At 58.7% G+C, this 18,450-nt stretch carries 22 protein-coding genes; 7 read left to right on the forward strand and 15 right to left on the reverse strand.

Translation table 11 applies throughout. The features are described from left to right. Both ACQE3E_RS19160 and ACQE3E_RS19165 read left to right on the forward strand, forming a co-directional pair. Window positions 1-3,090, forward strand: a complete 3,090-nt coding sequence (locus ACQE3E_RS19160; protein ID WP_313731064.1) for an efflux RND transporter permease subunit — start codon at window positions 1-3, stop codon at window positions 3,088-3,090. Beyond that, window positions 3,080-4,525, forward strand: a complete 1,446-nt coding sequence (locus ACQE3E_RS19165) for a TolC family outer membrane protein (protein ID WP_313730673.1) — start codon at window positions 3,080-3,082, stop codon at window positions 4,523-4,525. Before ACQE3E_RS19160 ends, ACQE3E_RS19165 begins: the two co-directional genes overlap by 11 nt. Window positions 4,526-4,768: 243 nt before the next feature. Here ACQE3E_RS19165 and nirJ read toward each other — a convergent pair whose 3' ends face one another. The 13 genes from nirJ to ACQE3E_RS19230 all read right to left on the reverse strand — a co-directional run bounded on the left by nirJ (window position 4,769) and on the right by ACQE3E_RS19230 (window position 12,928). Beyond that, a complete protein-coding gene (nirJ, locus tag ACQE3E_RS19170; RefSeq protein WP_313730672.1) occupies window positions 4,769-5,944 on the reverse strand; it encodes a heme d1 biosynthesis radical SAM protein NirJ in 1,176 nt (391 codons plus the stop codon). Between the two features lie 3 nt (window positions 5,945-5,947). Further along, entirely contained in the window at window positions 5,948-6,439 is a 492-nt protein-coding gene (locus ACQE3E_RS19175; protein WP_313730671.1) for an AsnC family transcriptional regulator, read from the reverse strand. A gap of 2 nt (window positions 6,440-6,441) precedes the next feature. Continuing rightward, a complete protein-coding gene (locus ACQE3E_RS19180) occupies window positions 6,442-6,708 on the reverse strand; it encodes a hypothetical protein (RefSeq protein ID WP_071156025.1) in 267 nt (88 codons plus the stop codon). Continuing rightward, window positions 6,705-6,914 (reverse strand): ribbon-helix-helix protein, CopG family, encoded by a 210-nt coding sequence (locus tag ACQE3E_RS19185; RefSeq protein WP_064031144.1) that lies wholly within the window; start codon window positions 6,912-6,914, stop codon window positions 6,705-6,707. The genes ACQE3E_RS19180 and ACQE3E_RS19185 overlap by 4 nt, the downstream gene beginning before the upstream one ends. A 104-nt stretch (window positions 6,915-7,018) precedes the next feature. Next, window positions 7,019-7,462 (reverse strand): Lrp/AsnC family transcriptional regulator, encoded by a 444-nt coding sequence (locus ACQE3E_RS19190; protein WP_313730670.1) that lies wholly within the window; start codon window positions 7,460-7,462, stop codon window positions 7,019-7,021. A 2-nt stretch (window positions 7,463-7,464) separates the two neighbouring features. Beyond that, window positions 7,465-8,031, reverse strand: a complete 567-nt coding sequence (locus ACQE3E_RS19195; RefSeq protein ID WP_313730669.1) for an AsnC family transcriptional regulator — start codon at window positions 8,029-8,031, stop codon at window positions 7,465-7,467. Continuing rightward, the gene (locus ACQE3E_RS19200) at window positions 8,024-8,479 is read right to left on the reverse strand and encodes an Lrp/AsnC family transcriptional regulator (RefSeq protein WP_281021342.1); all 456 of its coding nucleotides are present in this window, start codon (window positions 8,477-8,479) and stop codon (window positions 8,024-8,026) included. The genes ACQE3E_RS19195 and ACQE3E_RS19200 overlap by 8 nt, the downstream gene beginning before the upstream one ends. Before the next feature lie 3 nt (window positions 8,480-8,482). Further along, window positions 8,483-9,655 (reverse strand): cytochrome D1 domain-containing protein, encoded by a 1,173-nt coding sequence (locus tag ACQE3E_RS19205; protein ID WP_427500948.1) that lies wholly within the window; start codon window positions 9,653-9,655, stop codon window positions 8,483-8,485. Window positions 9,656-9,670: 15 nt separating this feature from the next. Continuing rightward, window positions 9,671-10,276: a Uma2 family endonuclease gene (locus ACQE3E_RS19210; RefSeq protein ID WP_313730666.1), complete on the reverse strand. Its 606-nt coding sequence runs from the start codon at window positions 10,274-10,276 to the stop codon at window positions 9,671-9,673. Window positions 10,277-10,327: 51 nt separating this feature from the next. Continuing rightward, window positions 10,328-10,726 (reverse strand): DUF3465 domain-containing protein, encoded by a 399-nt coding sequence (locus ACQE3E_RS19215; RefSeq protein WP_281021345.1) that lies wholly within the window; start codon window positions 10,724-10,726, stop codon window positions 10,328-10,330. Beyond that, the gene (locus ACQE3E_RS19220; RefSeq protein ID WP_281021346.1) at window positions 10,723-11,043 is read right to left on the reverse strand and encodes a c-type cytochrome; all 321 of its coding nucleotides are present in this window, start codon (window positions 11,041-11,043) and stop codon (window positions 10,723-10,725) included. Before ACQE3E_RS19220 ends, ACQE3E_RS19215 begins: the two co-directional genes overlap by 4 nt. Next, window positions 11,040-11,348, reverse strand: a complete 309-nt coding sequence (locus ACQE3E_RS19225; protein WP_064031137.1) for a c-type cytochrome — start codon at window positions 11,346-11,348, stop codon at window positions 11,040-11,042. Before ACQE3E_RS19225 ends, ACQE3E_RS19220 begins: the two co-directional genes overlap by 4 nt. After that, window positions 11,345-12,928 carry a cytochrome D1 domain-containing protein gene (locus ACQE3E_RS19230; protein ID WP_427500949.1) on the reverse strand — a complete coding sequence of 528 codons (1,584 nt, stop codon included), beginning with the start codon at window positions 12,926-12,928 and terminating at the stop codon, window positions 11,345-11,347. The genes ACQE3E_RS19225 and ACQE3E_RS19230 overlap by 4 nt, the downstream gene beginning before the upstream one ends. Window positions 12,929-13,140: 212 nt before the next feature. Between ACQE3E_RS19230 and ACQE3E_RS19235 the strand changes: the two genes are divergently transcribed. The 5 genes from ACQE3E_RS19235 (at window position 13,141) to ACQE3E_RS19255 (ending at window position 16,047) form a co-directional block, all read left to right on the forward strand. Further along, entirely contained in the window at window positions 13,141-13,704 is a 564-nt protein-coding gene (locus tag ACQE3E_RS19235) for a MarR family winged helix-turn-helix transcriptional regulator (RefSeq protein ID WP_064031135.1), read from the forward strand. 27 nt (window positions 13,705-13,731) lie between these two features. After that, complete coding sequence (pdxA, locus tag ACQE3E_RS19240) at window positions 13,732-14,724, forward strand: 4-hydroxythreonine-4-phosphate dehydrogenase PdxA (RefSeq protein WP_313730662.1); 993 nt, start codon at window positions 13,732-13,734, stop codon at window positions 14,722-14,724. A 140-nt stretch (window positions 14,725-14,864) separates the two neighbouring features. Continuing rightward, window positions 14,865-15,023: a hypothetical protein gene (locus ACQE3E_RS19245; RefSeq protein WP_168033175.1), complete on the forward strand. Its 159-nt coding sequence runs from the start codon at window positions 14,865-14,867 to the stop codon at window positions 15,021-15,023. Between the two features lie 209 nt (window positions 15,024-15,232). Then, the gene (locus ACQE3E_RS19250; protein WP_313730661.1) at window positions 15,233-15,514 is read left to right on the forward strand and encodes a DUF5710 domain-containing protein; all 282 of its coding nucleotides are present in this window, start codon (window positions 15,233-15,235) and stop codon (window positions 15,512-15,514) included. Beyond that, window positions 15,511-16,047 carry a YgjV family protein gene (locus tag ACQE3E_RS19255; protein ID WP_168033179.1) on the forward strand — a complete coding sequence of 179 codons (537 nt, stop codon included), beginning with the start codon at window positions 15,511-15,513 and terminating at the stop codon, window positions 16,045-16,047. Before ACQE3E_RS19250 ends, ACQE3E_RS19255 begins: the two co-directional genes overlap by 4 nt. A gap of 264 nt (window positions 16,048-16,311) precedes the next feature. Here the strand turns inward: ACQE3E_RS19255 and nifS are convergent, their stop codons facing one another. After that, window positions 16,312-17,526: a cysteine desulfurase NifS gene (gene nifS / locus ACQE3E_RS19260; protein WP_064031131.1), complete on the reverse strand. Its 1,215-nt coding sequence runs from the start codon at window positions 17,524-17,526 to the stop codon at window positions 16,312-16,314. Next, window positions 17,519-18,433, reverse strand: coding sequence for a Fe-S cluster assembly protein NifU (gene nifU, locus ACQE3E_RS19265; protein ID WP_064031130.1), 915 nt, complete (start codon window positions 18,431-18,433; stop codon window positions 17,519-17,521). Before nifU ends, nifS begins: the two co-directional genes overlap by 8 nt. Between the last annotated feature and the right edge of the window lie 17 nt (window positions 18,434-18,450).

The following is an 18,450-nucleotide window of genomic DNA, read 5'->3' on the forward strand; positions in this document are numbered from 1 at the left end:
ATGTGGCTGCATTCGCTGTACCGCAACCACGTCCTCGCCAATCTCAGCTATTTGATGGTGCTGATTCTGGGGGGCTTGGCCTATCCGCAACTCCCCAAGGAAAAAGCGCCGGATACGCCGGTTCACGCCGCCAGCATCGCCGTGGCGCTGCCCGGCGCCGGCGCCGAGGACGTCGAGCGCTTGATCGTCGACCCGATCGAACGCACGCTGCGCGGCAAAATCCGCGACATCAAGCACGTCAGCAGCAATGCCCAAACCGGTATCGCAACGATCACGGTTAGCTTCGAGGAACTCGATAAACCGGTCTACGAACGCCGGATGATGGAGCTGCGGCGCGAATTGCAGACCTTGGCGCAGTCGGAATTGCCGAAGTCGGCGGCAGCGCCGGACATTTTCGAAGGCAATCTGGGCTCGGACTGGTTCAAGATTTTGGTGTACGGCCCCGGCGAAGACGAAAACTTTCGCCGCCAGGCCCGCCAAGTCAAACTCGATTTGCAGCGCATGCCCGGCGTGGCGACGGTGGAAACCAAGGGCCTGGAAGATCCGGAGCTGCAGGTGGTGTTTCATCCGGAACGCCTGGCCGGCCTGGGCATCAGCCCCACCGCCCTGGCCGATACGGTCGGCGCGTACTTCCGAGACATCGCCGCCGGCATCGTCAAGGTTGACGAACGCGAGTGGCTGCTGCGCCTGACCGGCACCGAGGACGCGGCAAGCCGGCTGGCGCAACTGCCGGTCTTGGGCGCCAAGGGCGAAGTGAAGTTGGGCGATTTGGCCGACATTAGCCGTACCAGCAAGGCGGTGAAGCTCGGCGCGCGGTTTCGCGGCCAACCGGCGGTGGCGGTGATGCCGATCAAGCAAGCCGGCGCCAACACGCTGACCTTGATCGATCAACTAAAGGCCTACATCGACGCCCGCAACCGGGTTAGCGCGCATACCGGCGTGCAACTGTTTTTACTGATAGACCAGTCCGATCAAATCAGGAGCGCCATCGCCACGATGGAGGAGCACGCCTGGTCCGGCATGTTGCTGGTGTTGGCGGTGACCTGGCTGCTGTTGGGTACCCGCTTGTCGCTGCTGACCACGTTGGCGGTGCCGTTCTCATTGGCCGGGGTCTTCATCGCACTGCAGATTACTCACCAATCGCTCAATCTCAGTGTGTTGCTGGGGGTCATCATCGTGCTGGGGATGCTGGTCGACGATGCGGTGGTGGTGATCGAGGCGGTCGGCCAACAGTTGCGGCGGGGTTTGCCGCCCTTGTCCGCGACGGTGGCGGCCTTGCGCGAAGTCTGGCTGCCGGTCGCCACCTCCTCGCTAACCACGATCGCCACTTTTGTGCCGCTGATGTTGATGAGCGGCTATCTGGGCATTTTGATGGGCGTGGTGCCGCAAGTAGTCTGCCTGGCCTTGCTGATCAGCATCGTCCAGGCCTTGTGGATTTTGCCGGCCCATGCTGCCGCTACCGTCAAGTCCGAAGCGCCAAATGCCGGCAAAGCCGCGACACATTGGCGAGAACGGATGCGTTTAAGCCTGCAACGCCGCTACGGCCATGCCTTGGTTTACGTGTTACGCCGCCCCATTCAGGCCTTGCTGGTGTTGCTGGCCTTCTTCGCGCTGGCCGGCTCGGCCGTGGCGTTTTCCTGGGTAAGATTTAATTGGTTGCCAACGCCACCCGATTACGGCTTTGTCGTCACGCTGGAAATGGCCAGCGGCACGCCGTCGGCGAAGACCCTGGCCACCTTGGAGGAAATCGAACGACGCATCATCCCGTTATTCGAGCCGGGAGAATTGCGGGCCAGCGCGGCCGAAAGCGGCGCTATCGCCAAGGAAGGCCAATATTTGTACGGCCACCAATACGGCGATTTGTGGTTCAGCTTGAACCATGGCAGTCGCGATGCCGCCAGCTTGATACCCTCGGTGAAACCCCTGCTGACGAATCTCGACGGAGCCGTCGAGGCTTGGGTCGAGGGCGAAGGCTCGGCATTGGGCGGCGGCGTCGGCAAGGCGATTAACCTCAACATCCAAGGCGGCGCCGGCGCCCAACTGGATGCTGCGGTCGCCGAATTGAAAAGCGTGCTCGCCGCGACGCCCGGCGTCAGCCAAATCCGGTTGGACCGGATCGCCGGACTCAGCGAATTGAAATTAAGGCTGGATAGCGCGGCGATTCAACGGGCCAGCCTAAGCCCGGACACCGTCTCCCGCACCCTGCAATTGCTGGCGGACGGCGAGAGCGTCGCCAGCTATACCGAGCAAGGCGAGCCGGTCGGCGTGCGGGTGCGCGCCTATCAAAACGACATACGCGACATCGGCGAGCTACTGCGTTACACGGTGGCCCGCGCCGACGGCTCGACCGTGCCGCTCGGCCAATTGGTCAGTGCCGAGCCGCGTATCGGCCCCGCCAGCATCAATCATATCGATTACCAACAGATGCTGACCCTGCAGGCCGATCTCGATAAAAGCCAAATGGATACGCTGGCCGCCAACCGCGAGATTCAGCGCCGTTGGGAATGGGTCAAGGATCGTTATCCGGACGTCAAGGTGAGCTTCGGCGGCGAAATGGAAACCGTGGAAGAAGGCCTAAAACAGCTCTGGCAGTTGTTGGCGCTGGGTTTGGGACTGATCTTCATCATCGTCGGCGCGCAATTTCAAAGCTACGGCTTGCCGCTGCTGGTGTTGCTGAAAATCCCGATGGCCTTCGCCGGCGTCATCCTGGGGCTGATGCTGTCCGGGGAAGCGGTCAGTTTGTACACCTTTTACGGCGCCGTGGCTCTAGCCGGCATCGCCGTCAACTCGGCGATCCTGATGTTCTCGGCGGCCCACGATCGCTTGCAATCCGGCATGGGCGTGGTACATGCCAGCATCTGGGCGGCGCGGCGGCGATTACTGCCGATTCTAATTACCTCGTTGACCACCACGGTCGGTCTGTTGCCGCTGGCGCTGAGCGCCGACCAGTCCGCGACCGCCTGGCGGCCGGTGGCGACCGCGATCGTCTGGGGAGTGGGCTTTTCGACGCTGTTTACCTTATTCCTGATGCCTTTGCTGTACCGCTTGGGGATGGCGTGGGCCTTGCGGGGTAAAACGCATGGCGCTTAACCGCGCGGCGCGGCCGGCGGCCGCCCCAAGCCCATCCGGCCAGCGCCATGCCAGGCCGGCTCCGCGCCGGGCTTGCTCGATCGGCTGGCTGCTGGCCGCCGCGCTAGCCGCTGTTCCGGCAAGCGCGCAAAATTTGCTGGCGGTGTATCGCGACGCTCTGCAAGACAATCCCAGTCTGGAAAAAGCCCGCGAAGGCGTGGAAGCCGTCGTCGAAAGCCAATCCCAGGCGCAAGCCGCGCTGTTTCTTCCGGAGGCCAGCTTTAGCGCCAACGTTGCGCGCGACTACCAAAATATTCGTTACGGCGGCGCGGCCGCGATCGGCTTGGGCAGTCGTAGCGAATTCATGACCGGCGCCTACAGCTTATCGATCAGCCAACCCTTGCTGCATATCGACCGCTGGGTCGCGCTGGAGCAGGCCGACAATCGGGTCGCCCAAGCCGAGGCCGACAGCAGCGCCGCCGAAATCGCGCTGATGCTGACGGTTTGCGAACGCTATTTCGACGTGCTGGCCGCCGAGGAAAACCTGAAGTTTGCCCAGGCCCAACATCAATCGCTGCAGCGTAAGCTCACCGAAGCCGAACAACGGCGGGCAGTCGGCTTTCTGGCGTTGACCGATGTCCAGGAAGCCCGTGCCGGCTACGACCGGGCCGTGGCCGACGCCATCGCCGCCGATCACCAACTGCGCGACGCCCGCGAGGGCCTGCGGGAAACGGCCGGCCAGCAATATCCACAATTGGACGCGCTCAGTACCGACATGCCGTTATTGGCCCCGGAACCGGCCGACGAGCAGCGCTGGGTGGAGTTGGCGCTCACCCAAAACTACGGTTTGCTAGCGCAACAAAAAGCTGTTCAGGTCGCCCACGATGAAATTCAGCGACAGCGCACCGGCCACCTGCCGACGCTGGATGCCAGCGGCAGCCACGGTTTTGCCACGTCCGGCGGCCGTTTCGGGTCGGCGGATGTCGAGGACGATATCATCGGCCTGAATCTGAACCTGCCGCTGTACCAGGGCGGCCGCACCGAATCCCGGACTCGCGAAGCCGAACATCGCTATCGTCAGGCGCTGGCCGATCTGGCCCAACAAAAGCGCGCGGTGCGGCGCGGCGCCAGCAATGCCTATCTGGGCGTGGTGGCCGGCATCAGCCGAGTCAAGGCATTGCAGCAAGCACTCAAATCCGCCGAAACCGGTCTCGCCGCCACCCAGGCCGGTTTCAACGCCGGCCGGCGTACCGCATTGGACGTCATCGTCGCCGAACGCGAATTGCTCGGCGCTCAACGCGACTACGCCCGCGCCCGTTACGACTACTTACTCGACAGTCTGCGCCTGAAACAGGCGGTGGGTAGTTTGTCGCCGGCCGATCTGGAACAAGTGAACCGCTGGCTGATACCGACTAAAACAAATGAGCGCGAGGATGTAGGCACGCCGCGGCCTTAGCATGTGTCGCGGGAAAAAAGGCTAGGGCCAAACCTTGGTTACGTTTTCAGGACGACTGACGGGGAATCAAGGGTTGATGGCGCTGAAAGGCAGCGGTCGCATAGGCGAGACACCGGTGTCGGAACGACATCGATCGCGGCTAAAGCCGCTCCTACACCAGTAATTTTTGATTTTCCGGGCTACCCGTTTGCCGATCGCCAGGTTAGGGGCATTGGTTGCTCCCGAAGTGCGGAGTGTTCCGCATCAGCCGTTTACGGCCGCTCTATTCAGCGGATTCGCTGGGTCGGCGATCTCCGCGTCGGTCAGATAGCAACCGGGATCCTCGGCCCAGCAATCGCCGGTCAATTGCTGGGCGCGGACGCGGGTGTTGCCGTTGCAGATGGCTTGGTAGTCACAGGTACCGCAACGGCCTTGTAGCGGCCGAGGCGAGGCTTTCAATCCGGCCATCAGCGGATCGGACAGATCTTGCCAGATCTCGGAAAACGGCCGCTGCCGGACGTTGCCGAGCCCGTAGTGCCACCAAAAGGTATCCGGATGGACATTACCTAAGTTGTCGATATTAGCCACGTTGACGCCGGAAGCGTTGCCGCCCCATTGCCGCAGTTTGGCCTGGATATGGCCGGCGCGCTCCGGGAAGCGGCGTGCGACCCAATGCAGAAAATACACCGCGTCGGCATCGTTGTTGCCGGTAACCACTTCGCGGTGCAGGCCTTGCGCCTCCCAGCTCAGCGACTTTTCGAACAGCGCATCCATGACGCGCCGCGTCAATTGAAACTCGGCGTCGTCCTTGCGATTTTTGTTACCGCGCCCGCCGTAGTTCAGATGCGACAGATAAAATTTGTCGATGTCTTCGTCATCCATTAATTGCAGCAGGGCTTCGAAATCGTGGGCATTGTCCTGGGTTAACGTAAACCGAATACCGGCCTTGATGCCGTGCTCACGGCACAGGCGAATGCCGGCCAACGAAGCGTCGAACGAGCCTTGCTTCCGGCGAAATTTATCGTGGGCCTCGCGCATGCCGTCCAGACTGACGCCGATATATTGGTAGTCGATCGCGGCAATCAGGGCAATGTTGGACTGGTCGATCAAGGTCCCGTTGCTGGACAAGGCGACGTAAAAGCCCATGTCGCGGGCCCGCCGCGAAATCGCGAAAATATCCGGGTGCAGCAGCGGCTCGCCGCCGGACAGGATCAATACCGGCACCTTGAACGCCTTCAAGTCGTCCATCACCGTGTAGATTTCCGGCGTGGATAACTCGCCGGGGAAATCGATGTCGGCCGACGTGGTGTAACAATGCTTGCAGGTCAGATTGCAGCGGCGGATCAGATTCCAGATCACCACCGGACCCGGCGGCTTGCGCGCAGGTGCTAATGGCGTCGGCGCCAACACTTCACGCATGAATTGACTCAGTCTGAACATGGTTTAGCCGCCAATCCGCAAACCGGTTTTTTTCAAAATTTTGGTGCTGTACAACACCTCGTGGGCGCGGGCATGTTCGCCCAGGCGTTCGGCGATCATCGCCACCTGCCGCTCGGCATCCTGCTCGGTTTTCGCGTGCACCATCGCGAACAGGTTATAAGGCCAATCCGGCAAATGCCGGGGGCGCCGATAACAATGGCTGACAAACGGCAGCTTCGCCACCTGCTGTCCAAGCGCATCGACTAGACGATCCTCGACATCCCACACCGTCATGCCGTTATAGCGGTAGCCCAGCTTGTAGTGATTGGGCACCGCCGCGATACGCCGAATCACGCCGGTCTGTTGCATTTCGGCCAGGCACAACATCACGGTGCGCGCGGACAATCCTAGTTGTTCGGCAACGGCTTGGTAAGGCTCGGCCACTAATGGCAAGCCGGATTGGGTAGCCTGGATGATTTGGCGATCGATAGGATCGAGCGAGCTAGGACGGGGCATGGTCATTTGCGGATCAGATAACCGATCAAGCCACCGGTGGCCGCGGAAAGAATCGACATCGCCCATTTCTTTTCCTCGGCACTGGCTGAAGCGGACAGCAACGTGGAGTAGCACAAGGTAGCAATCGTGATCACAAAGCCCAACGCCACCACGAACAGGGCCAAATCCTTGAATAATCTTACCCGCCGCTCGCCGTCGGTTTCTTCCCGATTGACCGAAACGCTGAAAGTATGGTTGGGCGGCGGCTGGTTAAGATCGATATGGTTCATAAACCAATGATTTCGGTTTCCAATTTTTGGGTGGTCGGCTCAACCAAGCCCAGCTTCAACCCACGCCGGCGACCATCCTGCGCGGCCAGATACAAGGTCATGGCCTTGCGCATGATCTCGCTTTTGTTGGTCTCATTTTCCTGGGCCACGCGATCCAGCTCGCGGTTGAGATCGTCCGACAACACGACATTAAAACGTACGGACATGGCAGACTCCTATTTAATAAATGATGTGTATTTTATACACTCATTCCACACACCAAACAACGTTACCCATGACTCGGATATTCGTATTTCGAGACTCGGCCACGCTAAGCCTCCAACTGCAAACCCACGAAATATTCGTTGATCTTCGGCATGTTGTAGACGACAAGACCGGTGCGGCGCTCGATTTCGGCGATCACGTCCGCCACTTGCTCGGGTTGTTCGGTGGCCAGCACGAACCACATGTTCAAGACATGGTTGCGGGCGTAATTGTGGGCGACTTCCGGGAAGGCGTTAACGATGTCGGCGACTTCGTCGAAACGCGCTTCCGGCACTTTCAGCGCCGCCAAGCTTAACGCGCCACCCATTTGCTCGGCGTGATACATCGGTCCGAACCGCGATAACACGCCGTCGGCCAACAAGGCTTGCAAACGGCTCAGTAAATCCGCTTCCGCGATGCCCAATTCGTCCGCGATCCGCCGGTACGGCGACGCGCAAATCGGAAAACCTTGCTGCAAACGGTTGACGATGGCTTTGTCGGTGGCGTCCATATTCAAGCCAATTGCAGGTCGAAGTTCAACGTGGCCGCGGCCGCTTCGGCTCGGCCCTCGCCAGCCAAAACCGGGCTTTCCCGATAAGCAGCGTGGCGGGCGTACAAGGCTCCGCGTTGCTTGAAGCACTGTCGGCTAAACAACACTTCGAAGGTGTACTCGTACAAGCCGCAGGCATCGCGCAACGCCGCCCACTGCGCCAACACCACGTCGCGGCTCTTGCCGTGAATCATGCAATACAGGTTATACGGCCAGACCTCGCCTTGCCGCGGCCGTTGATAGCAAAGATTGACGCAGGCCTGCCGGCTGACCAAGCCGCCAATCTCGGCAACCCGCTGGTCGGGCACGTTCATCACGATCATTGCATTGGCGCGATAGCCCAACTGCCGGTGTTTGACGACGACGCCCCAGCGCTTGATCAGACCCTGCTGTTTCAGCCTGGCCAAGCGGCTGAGCACTTCGTTTTCGCTCAAGCCCAAGCGCTCGGCAATCAACGCATACGGCCGGGCGGCAATCGGCAGACCGGCCTGTACGGCGGCAATCAAACGGTAATCGACGGCATCAATCATGCAAATTCAACTCGAAGCCCAGGTTGATGAAGTAATCGGCCAGCATCGGCAGCACCATGGCCGGATAGCCGGCTTGCGCTTCGATAGCGGCAATCACCGCGTTAAGATGGTTTTCGTCATCGGCGATCAGCACAAACCACAGATTGAAGCGATTCTCGCGCTCGTAGTTGTGATTGACCTCCGGATACGCACTGACCAATGCGGCGACGCGGGCCAGATCGGCGCCCGGAACAGCCATCGCCACCAACGCACTGCTGCCGATACTGTTTGGTGCGATCACCGGGCCGATACGGCTGATCATTTGCTGCCCGGCCAACTGTTCGAAGGCCTGCAACACTTGGTCCTCGCTGACGCCAAGCTGCGCGGCGATGTCGCGATAGGGTGTCGGGCTCAACGGAAAATCCTGTTGGTAATCGTTGAGCAGACGTTGCTGCAAGGGGGTCAACATGCGCTACCAGCCTATCCGATTCGCGCGGTCCGAGAAGAAAATGCCGCTGGGCTTTTGCGCCGGCAGACGGGCGGTTTCGGCGAAGGTTTCGGTGTCGTAGACCATCACCCGGTCCTCGTCGCGCACCGCCAGCCACACCGCTTCGCCGCGCGGGCTGAATTCCATGTGCAACACCGCCTTGCCCGGTTGCAGGGTTTTGACGATATTGAAATCCTTGACGTCGATGACTTGCACGGTCTGATTATCCGGAAAGGCAAAATTCACCCAAATCTGCCGGCCGTCGGGCCGGCCGCTGACGAACACCGGCTGGCCGGCCACCGGAATCCGCTTGACCAATTCCCAGTCCTTTTTATCAATAACCAAGACTTCATGCGCACCGATTGCCGGCACAAACAACCAATCGCCAGCCATGGTCCAGCCTTCCAGATGCGGCATTTTATAAACCGGCAATTGCTCGTCGTCCTTGCCGTAGTCTTCGAGGATATGCTCGACGCCCTTATCCGGCTGCCACAAGTCCAGCAAGGCCAAGCCTTTTTCGCCGAACAGGCCGGCGGCATAGAAATGGCCGTCCGGGCTCAACAAGGCGTCGTAAGGCGCTTTGCCGATGTCTTTGAATTTTTTGACTATCGGTTGACGCGGATTCTTGGCGTCGATCAGCCAAATTTCATTCGCTTCGAACAAACTGCAGACGAAACGTTGTCCGGGCGCATCGACCAGACCGACCACCTTGGACAACTTACCGTCGTCGCCGTAGACGGCCGGAATATCGGCCAGCGGCTCCAGCGTGTCGGCATCGAATAATTTCACGCCGCCCGGCGTGTAATTGGATGCGGCGATGACCTTGCCGTCCTGCGAAATCGCGCCGCCTATGCTGTTGCCGGCTTGCACGATGCGCTTGGCTATCTGGTCTTGCAGCAAATCCAGCTTGGTCAATCCACCGTCGCGACCGAACACGTAGGCGTAACGCTGGTCGCGCGAAAACACCACCGACGCGTGCGACAAATCGCCCAGGCCTTCGATGCGGCTCAGCATTGCCGGCTTGCTGGTGTTGACGATTTGCACCGTACCGGCCTCGCGCTCGATGACTACACCCAGATCGCCGGTGGCGCGCAAATCGGCGCTAGCGGACAGGGTGTAAAAAGCGAAAGCGCCAGCCAAAGCAATGAGTCGTTTCATGAAAAACCGTAAAAATTATTCGGCAAATACTTCCTGCAAATCGATCGTACAATCCGGAAATAGATGTGGTGTAGCACTGTCCTCCCCGGAGAACATGTTCAACAACCGGTATTGATCCTGCTCCTCGTCGAGCACGAATTGATGCACCGCTTGCTCGAACGGGTAAACGATCCAGTATTCCTTGACCCCACTTTCCCGGTACAGCTCGAATTTGGTCTGGATTTCCTTCTTGGAATTGCCTTTCGACAAAATCTCGATGATCCAGTCCGGCGCGCCGAGACAGCCGCGCGGGTCGAGTTTTTCGACATCGCAAATCACACACAAGTCGGGTTGAACGACGGTGTAAATGTCCTGGTTGGCGACTACCGATTTACGGCGATCGTATAGACGTACGTCGAACGGGGCGGCAAATGCCCGGCAAGGTTTCTTCCGAAAATACTCGAAAAGCAAACCATTCAACTGCCAGGAAACTCGTTGATGATCCAGACTCGGCGCCGGACTCATCAGGCTGATCTTGCCTTTAATCAGCTCTATGGTTTCGTTCAGGCTCCAGCTCAGGTAATCGGCATAGGAATAATGACCGTTCGGGTCCAGTTGCGAGAGTTCGGTAATCGTGGTCATGGCTGTTCTTCTGAAATCGAAAAGCAAGGTCCGATTGTAAATGGCGAGGTCTTATTGATAAACCCTGCCGCCATGCTTCAACCATCCAGCTGCGTGCCGCCCACCCGGATCGCGATGGGTCCAGTGCAAGGTGCCGCCTTTATCGCTCCACTCGTATTCGCCGGCAAAAGCCAGCTTGTCGCCAACCTTGAGGCCTTCGATTTTCGGCGCCAGGTCAATGTTATGCGCCACCAACAGGGTTTGTCCGGACTCCAGGCGAATGATGAAACGCTGATGACGGCTGCCTCGATTGTCGTCGGCCAGCAGCTTGATCACCATGCCTTCGCCTTCGATTTGCAGGTCGCTACGCTGTTGGCGGTAAGCCTGTTCGATTTGCGCGTTGTCCGCCCAAGCCAAGGGATGGACGGCGAGAAATAGCGCGCAGCCCAGAATCAGCGCATTGCGTGTCATGGCAGCCAACCTTGCCTCAATCGCGCGATCAACCAACGGCTTTCATTGATGCTCAAAAACGGCTGCCAAGGCGGCATAGCCGTACCGGCTCGACCTTTCTGGATCGCATCCAGCAATAATTCGTCGCTCTTGCCGGCCAATGCGTCCGGCATCAACGACGGTCCCAAGCCGCCTTTCGGCGGCAGGCCGTGGCAGGAACCGCAGTCGTGCTTGAGCATGTTTAACAATTCCTGCTGGCGAGCCGGATTGGGTTGGTCCGCCTGCGCGGCAACGCCGACGCCCCAAGCCAGACAGCAAGCCGCCGCACGCGCTATCAAGGCTTGACGCTACCGTAATACGCGGCGATGTCGTTGATCTCGCTATCGGTCAACGAGCCGGCGATCGCATTCATGATGTCCGATTTCCGGGTTTTGTCGCGGTATTGCTTAATCGCGGTTTTCAAATACTCGGGATCGCGGCCGCCTAGCGGCGGAAACGGTGCATCGGCGCTCGGCATCCGAATGCCGTGGCATTGCGCGCAAACCGCGCCGGCCTTGTTTTGGCCGACGTACAAACTGGTGGCCTGTCCGGGACCGGCCGCGATTAAGCCACCGAGCAGGATCAAGGAAATTTTCGCTCTCATTTGCCTTGCTCCATTTCGTCCGGCGACAAGCCGCGGGTCATGTATTTGACCCGGCCTCTGGAGAAAATGCCGGCCGGGCTTTCCATCGGAATGCTCGCGACTTTTTGCAGGCTGTTGGAGTCGTAAACCACGACTTCGTCGCCGTTATAACCGGCGCTGATGTAGAGGAATTTGCCGTCGGCACTGTATTCCGGGAAGTAGGCGTGACCGCCGACATCCAGGGTTTTGACGACTTCCAGCGACTTTTTGTCGATCAACTGCACGGTGCGGGCGCGTCTGTCCTTGCTGATGATGTCCACCGCCACGTAAGGCGCGTTGGCGTGCGCCGCCGGCGATTCGGTGCCGCCGGAAACCGGTACTTGCTTCACGACTTCCATTTTGTCCAAGTCCCAAACGCTGACCACCATCTTGTCGCAATCGCCGAAGTTGGTGCCGAAGCCCAAGGTACGGCCATCGACCTTGACCGCCGAGCCGCCGCCGACGTGCGGCACGCAACCGGCTTCGAGTTTTTTAATCAATTTGCGTTCTTCCAAATCGATCGCGGCGACGATACTGTCGTCATAGGACGCGACCATCAATTTCTTGCCGCCGTGGGTCAGGAAGGCATCGTGCAAGTGACGGCCGACGTTTTCGATGCGGGTCACCGGAAAACCGTCTTTCTTGTAGTCGACCACCCAAACCTGGCCGGCGTTTTCCAACGCAATCGCAAAGATATCGGCATAGGGAGTGCCGATGATCATGCCGGAGTCGGAAGATACGTGTTTGCCGTCGGGATCGGTGCCTTCCAGTTCGAAGGTTTTCAGCGGCTCTAGCGTGTCGGCGTCCAGGATCACGGCGTTATGCGGCACGAAGGAGCCGGCCATGATGTATTTGCCGTCGCGCGAGACGCCCATGCCGGGCCCGTTCCAACCGGTTTTGATGCTGCGCACCGCTTTCATTGAATACAGATCGACCTTGAAAATCTCGGCGGTATCGGTTTTCACGTAAGCCCAACGCGGATTGGCCGGGTTGAAATCGATGATGTGCGCGGCGGTACCGGTTGGTACTTCACCGACTTTTTGATGGGTCGCACTATTGATGAAGATGGCTTTGGAGCCTTCGCCGCGGCCGTATTTACCGCGCGCCGCGACGCCGATCAGGTTTTCGAATTTATCGTCGATTTGAAAGGTCGGCTTGGCCGGCAAGGTGCTTTCGTCCTTGACGTAGACTCTCAGCGAATTCTTCATGTCGTCGATGGTCCAGGCCGGATTCGCTTGCTTCGGCGTGGCTTGCAAATATTTGATGACACCGCGAATTTCGTCGTCACTGAGTTTGCCGTAGAACGGCGGCATCAAGGTATCGAAACTGCCGGCCATCACGATGGTGCGCAATGCGGTCGGACTGCGGCCCTTCAGCGTGGTAGCGTTGATCGCCGGAGCCAAGTAACCGCCCAAATCGGAGCCGTGGCAGCTGGCGCAGTTATCTTGAAAAATCTGGTGCATGTCGTCCGATTTTGCGTTCGCCAAACCGGATGACAACAGCGCGCCGACGGCGCCCGCCAATAGGGATAGGTTCAGTTGTCTTTTTCTAGTTGTTTTCATTGAAATTCCTGGTCATCCGCTGGTGAAAAAAAGAGTCAACGCGCGGCATTAAACCATAAAAGGTCAGGCCGGACAGCCTTGGGACCCGCATGGTAAAATAAGCGCTTGTTGACTCCAGGCCGAATGTTATACATTAATGTTTCGATTCGCTATCAATTTAACGCTCGATGCACGCTCTTGTCAACCTTCCGCATCCAAACCGAAAGCAACGTATGCAACAGACTGATATTTATGAACTTATCGAGTGCATGACCACGCTGATCCGTTCCGAGGAACGGAAGAAATGCACGGAGTTGGGCTTGCAACCGGTCCATTTTCAAGTTTTAAACTACCTGTCTCGCTGCAACAAATACAGCGACACCCCTGCGGCGGTCGCCAATTATCTGGGAATGACACGCGGCACCGTATCGCAATCGCTGATTATCCTCGAGAAGAAAGGCTATATCGGCAAGACTCAAGACACCCGCGACAAGCGAGTCGTGCATCTGCAATTGCTGGCCGACGGCGCGGACGTGCTGAAACAAGCCAGACCCTCCGACTTGTTTCAAAGCGCCACCCAAATCCTGATCGCCAGCGACGCCCCGCCGTCCGACGCCAACGTATTTCAGCAAGCGCTGACCGCGCTGCAGAAAGCCAACCAGTCGCAATCGTTCGGCGTCTGTAAAACCTGCCGCAATTTCAGCGAGAAAGACGGCGACTATTTCTGCCTGCTGACCCAGGAAAAACTCAGTAGCGCCGATAGCGAACAAATCTGCCAGGAACATGCGCCGCGCTAACCTTGGTGGCCGCAAACGGCGTTCCGCATGACTCCGGCAGTCCGCATCGCGCTGACGCCGGGCGAACCGGCCGGCATCGGTCCGGATTTGTGCGTGCGGCTCGCGCAGTCCGCCCATCCCTGCCAATTGGTAGCCGTCGCCGATCCCGAACTGTTACGACAACGCGCCGATACACTCGGTCAGCCGCTGACAATAGACTTGTTCGACCACCAAGCGGCTATCGAACCCAGCCAACCCGGCCGCCTCACCGTCTTGCCGGTCGCAATGAAAGCCCCGGCCGACTGCGGCCGACTCGATCGGTCCAACAGCGCTTATGTGCTGGAAACGATACGATTGGCAACGCTGGGCTGCCTGGACGGCCGGTTCGCGGCAATGGTCACCGCGCCGGTGCATAAGGGCATCATCAACGATGCCGGCATCGCGTTTAGCGGCCATACCGAATTCATCGCCGACATCACCGGCGGCACCCCTGTGATGATGCTGGCGACCCCCGGATTGCGCGTGGCGCTGGCCACCACACATTTGCCGCTGGCGCAGGTCAGCGCGGCAATCACGCCGTCAAGCTTGACCGAGGTTATCCGCTTGCTGGACCGCGACTTGCGCCAACGTTTCGGTATCGCCCAACCTAAAATTCTGGTCTGCGGCCTGAATCCGCATGCCGGGGAAGGCGGTCATCTGGGTCGAGAAGAGATCGAGACCATCGAACCGACCCTCGCCTCGCTACGCGCCGCCGGTTTGAACCTGGTCGGCCCGCTGCCGGCCGACACGCTGTTCACCCCCAAATACCTGGACGATGCCGACGCGGTGTTGGCGATGTACCACGATCAAGGCCTGCCGGTGCTGAAATTCAAAGGCTTTGGTCAGGCCGTCAACATCACGCTGGGATTGCCCATCGTCCGGACCTCGGTCGATCACGGCACCGCGCTGGAACTGGCCGGCACCGGGCTGGCCAATCTTGGCAGCCTACAATTCGCGTTGCAGACCGCTCTACAAATGACAGCTAACAAGCAGCCGGTCTAAATCTGCGTCTAGGGGGCTTTTTCACAAAGTTCCGGCAAATTTGCTTCCTAAAAAGAAATAAGCCATGTCAAGTTTCACCCATTGTTAATTAATTGCTCAAGCCCTATTGTGTCAGCGTGTTAGATTTTTAGGAGATCGACATGAGTAATTTACAACGCGACATTTTGACGGGCTTGATTTTCGTCACCGGTCTCGTCGGCTTTTTCTCCGGCGAATACATTATTTCCTCGGCGCTGTTCGCGGCCAGCACCTACGCCAGCAATCTCGGTGGGGACGATAGAAAAAACCACTCTAAGTAAACGCGACCGTGGTTCTGGCTTGGTGGCGACTGGATCAAAGCGGCGTCAACCCTGCACGTCAGCATCGGCACTGGAGTGCGATTAAGACGCCGGCGAGTAGCATTCCGTGCCCATGGAACGGCAAACGCGGCTGGCATGGACTGTCGATCGGAACGGCGATGCACTAAAATGCCGGCGCGGGTAGGTGCCCGCGCAGTCTTTAATTCGAAATGACCGACAGTAAACTCTATCTGAACGTGCCTTACGCGCAAAAGGATGCCGCCAAGGCGCTGGGCGCGCGCTGGGATGCCGCCGCCAAAAAATGGTACGTGCCGGCCGGCAAGGATCCCGCCACCTTCGCGCAGTGGACCAGCGCCGAGCTTGGCGCCTCCCCAGCCAAACCGGCTAAATCATCGCTGCCCAAGTCTTCGAGCGGCAACGCTACCGTCACGCTGCCGACAATAGCCGATTTCGTTCCCTACGACGGCGACGAACCGCCCTGGAATCCATGACCGAACTGGCCGCCCTGTGGGCGGGCATTCCGATTCAACACGGCTGGGCTTATTTGGCGGGCGGGATCGGCGTAATCGTGGAATGGCGGGCCTATCTGACCCAAAACGGGTTGAGATTCCGACGCTGGTCCGCCGCCGGGGCGCTGTTGTGGGCCTTGCAGTACGTTTTGCTGGCCGCCTGGACCGCCGCGCTGACCATGGCCTGTACCGCGTTGCGGACAGCACTGTCCGCCAAATGGGACCAAGCGCCGCACAAGCACTGGGCGGCAATCGGCTTCGTCGCATTATTCATCGGGTTGACCGCAATGTCCTGGCAAGGCGAAGTCTCGTTGCTGCCGGCGTTCGCCGTCGTCAACACCACGCTGGCCTTGTTTTATCTGGACAACCGGCGCATGCGCATCGGACTTTTGGCATCCAGTCTGGCCTGGATTGGTAACGACTGGTATTGGCAAGCCTGGCCAGCGCTAATCGCGGAAAGCGTGGCGATGTTGATCAACCTACGCACCCTGAGCCGGCTACCGGTACATCGTTGATCGCGAAAAGGGCTATTTCTACCTTGTCAGATTCTCGGTAGTGCCCGTCATTTCGGCGGGGATTGCCGAAATCCAGACTCCACGGACGGATCGAAGCTTGCCATCCATGGCACTGGATGCCCGCTTCCCGGCGGGCATGACGGCGTTGCTCAAATCTGACAAAGTAGAACTATCGCCTGAAACGCAAAAAACCCCAGCCGCGGCTTTCGCCAACGGCTGGGGTTTTGATGGGAGCAGCGGAACCAGCCGCCACGCCGGCCGAACTTAGGCGTAAGTCGGTTGAAACGCCTGCTCCGGATTGGCCACCGGGCAATTGTTGACGCTGTCCCAATACGGCGACAGTTTCCGCAAAGTTGCGACAATGTTAGGCATTACCTTCAACACTTCTTCCACATCGCTCATCGTGTTGTAGCGCGAGAACGAAAAGCGGATCGTGCCGTGAGCGGCGGTGTAAGGAATATCCATCGCCCGCATCACGTGAGAAGGCTCCAGCGAGCCCGAAGTACAGGCCGAACCGCTCGAAGCCGCGATGCCCGCCTTGTTCAGCAACATCAAAATCGCCTCGCCCTCGATGTATTCGAACGCGATGTCGGTGGTGTTCGGCAAACGGTTTTCCAGGTCGCCGGTCGCGAAACAATGCGGAACCGCCTCGACGATGCCTTTTTCCAAGCGGTCGCGCATCGCCTTGACCTGAACGTTTTCGAACTCCATGTGCTGCATCGCCAACTCGCAAGCCACGCCGAGACCGACAATCGATGCGGTGTTCTCGGTACCGGCCCGCCGACCGCGCTCCTGATGACCGCCGCGCAACAACGGACGGAAACGGGTGCCCCGGCGCAAATACAACACGCCGATACCTTTAGGCGCATGCAGCTTGTGGCCGGACAGGCTGAGCATGTCGATTTTGGTGTCCTGCAACATCATCGGAATCTTGCCGACCGCCTGCACCGCGTCGGTGTGAAACATCACACCGGCCGCGTTAGCCATTTCGGCCATTTTTTCGACAGGGAAAATCGTGCCGGTTTCGTTGTTGGCCCACATCACCGACACGATCGCGACTTGGTCGGACAACAGCTTTTGGTAGGCATCCAGATTCAGTCGGCCGCATTTGTCCACCGGCAAGCGGTGTACCGTGTAGCCTTCTTTTTCCAGATTTTCGACCAGATTCAAAATCGCCGGGTGCTCGACCGTGGTGGTAATGATTTCCTTACGATTCGGCTGGCACTTGATCGCCGACAGAATCGCGGTGGAATCCGACTCGGTACCGCACGAGGTAAAGATAATCTCGGAATCGTGCTCGGCGCCCAACAGTTCCTGAACCTGGCTACGGGCTTTTTTAATGCCCCGCGCCACGCCGTCGGCGAAGCGGTGAATCGACGACGGGTTACCGAATTGTTCGGTGAAATACGGGATCATCGCATCGACGACCACGCTATCCACCTTGGTGGTTGCGTTGTTATCCAGATATATATCAGGCATGACCCGCCTCCTGGATGCTCACCAGTTTAGGCATTTGCGAAGCCGGCACGACTTTAATGAATTCGCCCATGACTTCCATCAGCCTTTGCTGAATACCGGCGATGGTCATCGCCGACATTTGGCAACCGTTGCAAGCGCCGGTCATGTTGACGTAAGCGGTTTTGTCGACCACTTCCACCAACTCGACGTCGCCGCCGTCGGCCATCAATTGCGGACGGAAGGACATGATCACTTCCTCGATTTTCTTGATGCGTTGCAAATTGGTCATCGGACCTTTTTCGGCGACCACCGGTGCCGGTTTAGCGATTGGCGCGGCGTTCGGATCGAAGGTCTCGCCGCGTTCCTTCAGGACTTTTTCCAGAATCGCTTCGATGTCTTCGTGGCAAGCCGCGCAACCGCCGCCGGCTTTGGTGTAGTTGGTCACGTCCTCGACGGTACGCAATTTGTTGGCCCACACCATCTCTTCGATCATCACCGCATCGATAGCAAAGCATTTGCAGACCAGCGCGCCTTCTTCGTGATCGTCTTTCCACTCTTCGCCGCGATAGTTGGCGACCGCCGCTTGCAGGGCTTCGCGACCCATCACCGAGCAGTGCATTTTTTCCGGCGGCAGGCCGTCCAGCTCGGCGGCGATATCTTGGTTGGTCACTTTCAACGCTTCGTCCAGCGTCAAACCCTTGATGATTTCGGTCAACACCGAAGAAGAGGCAATCGCCGAACCGCAACCGAAGGTTTGGAAACCGGCATCTTCGATGACCTCGGTATCTTCATTGACTTTCAAGGTCAAACGCAACGCGTCGCCGCAACTGATCGAACCGACTTCGCCAATCGCGTTGGCATCGGCAACCGCGCCGGCGTTTTTCGGGTTGAAAAAATGATCTTTAACTTTATCTGAATAATCCCACATGACTTTAACCTCGCAAA

It is taken from the genome of Methylomonas sp. MED-D (assembly GCF_050276835.1).
In the GTDB taxonomy this organism is placed as follows: Bacteria; Pseudomonadota; Gammaproteobacteria; order Methylococcales; family Methylomonadaceae; genus Methylomonas; species Methylomonas koyamae_A.

Bases quoted from the DNA above. Each gene is read 5' to 3' on its own strand.
- ACQE3E_RS19210 (WP_313730666.1), bottom strand. From the start codon at position 10,276: ATGACCACGATTACCGAACTCTCGCAACTGGACCCGAACGGTCATTAT.
- ACQE3E_RS19230 (WP_427500949.1), bottom strand. From the start codon at position 12,928: ATGAAAACAACTAGAAAAAGACAACTGAACCTATCCCTATTGGCGGGC.
- ACQE3E_RS19225 (WP_064031137.1), bottom strand. From the start codon at position 11,348: ATGAGAGCGAAAATTTCCTTGATCCTGCTCGGTGGCTTAATCGCGGCC.
- ACQE3E_RS19205 (WP_427500948.1), bottom strand. From the start codon at position 9,655: ATGAAACGACTCATTGCTTTGGCTGGCGCTTTCGCTTTTTACACCCTG.
- ACQE3E_RS19165 (WP_313730673.1), top strand. From the start codon at position 3,080: ATGGCGCTTAACCGCGCGGCGCGGCCGGCGGCCGCCCCAAGCCCATCC.
- nifS (WP_064031131.1), bottom strand. From the start codon at position 17,526: ATGCCTGATATATATCTGGATAACAACGCAACCACCAAGGTGGATAGC.
- ACQE3E_RS19195 (WP_313730669.1), bottom strand. From the start codon at position 8,031: ATGATTGATGCCGTCGATTACCGTTTGATTGCCGCCGTACAGGCCGGT.
- ACQE3E_RS19215 (WP_281021345.1), bottom strand. From the start codon at position 10,726: ATGACACGCAATGCGCTGATTCTGGGCTGCGCGCTATTTCTCGCCGTC.
- ACQE3E_RS19250 (WP_313730661.1), top strand. From the start codon at position 15,233: ATGACCGACAGTAAACTCTATCTGAACGTGCCTTACGCGCAAAAGGAT.
- ACQE3E_RS19200 (WP_281021342.1), bottom strand. From the start codon at position 8,479: ATGTTGACCCCCTTGCAGCAACGTCTGCTCAACGATTACCAACAGGAT.
- nifU (WP_064031130.1), bottom strand. From the start codon at position 18,433: ATGTGGGATTATTCAGATAAAGTTAAAGATCATTTTTTCAACCCGAAA.
- ACQE3E_RS19185 (WP_064031144.1), bottom strand. From the start codon at position 6,914: ATGTCCGTACGTTTTAATGTCGTGTTGTCGGACGATCTCAACCGCGAG.
- ACQE3E_RS19175 (WP_313730671.1), bottom strand. From the start codon at position 6,439: ATGCCCCGTCCTAGCTCGCTCGATCCTATCGATCGCCAAATCATCCAG.
- ACQE3E_RS19245 (WP_168033175.1), top strand. From the start codon at position 14,865: ATGAGTAATTTACAACGCGACATTTTGACGGGCTTGATTTTCGTCACC.
- pdxA (WP_313730662.1), top strand. From the start codon at position 13,732: ATGACTCCGGCAGTCCGCATCGCGCTGACGCCGGGCGAACCGGCCGGC.
- ACQE3E_RS19235 (WP_064031135.1), top strand. From the start codon at position 13,141: ATGCAACAGACTGATATTTATGAACTTATCGAGTGCATGACCACGCTG.
- nirJ (WP_313730672.1), bottom strand. From the start codon at position 5,944: ATGTTCAGACTGAGTCAATTCATGCGTGAAGTGTTGGCGCCGACGCCA.
- ACQE3E_RS19160 (WP_313731064.1), top strand. From the start codon at position 1: ATGTGGCTGCATTCGCTGTACCGCAACCACGTCCTCGCCAATCTCAGC.
- ACQE3E_RS19190 (WP_313730670.1), bottom strand. From the start codon at position 7,462: ATGGACGCCACCGACAAAGCCATCGTCAACCGTTTGCAGCAAGGTTTT.
- ACQE3E_RS19255 (WP_168033179.1), top strand. From the start codon at position 15,511: ATGACCGAACTGGCCGCCCTGTGGGCGGGCATTCCGATTCAACACGGC.
- ACQE3E_RS19180 (WP_071156025.1), bottom strand. From the start codon at position 6,708: ATGAACCATATCGATCTTAACCAGCCGCCGCCCAACCATACTTTCAGC.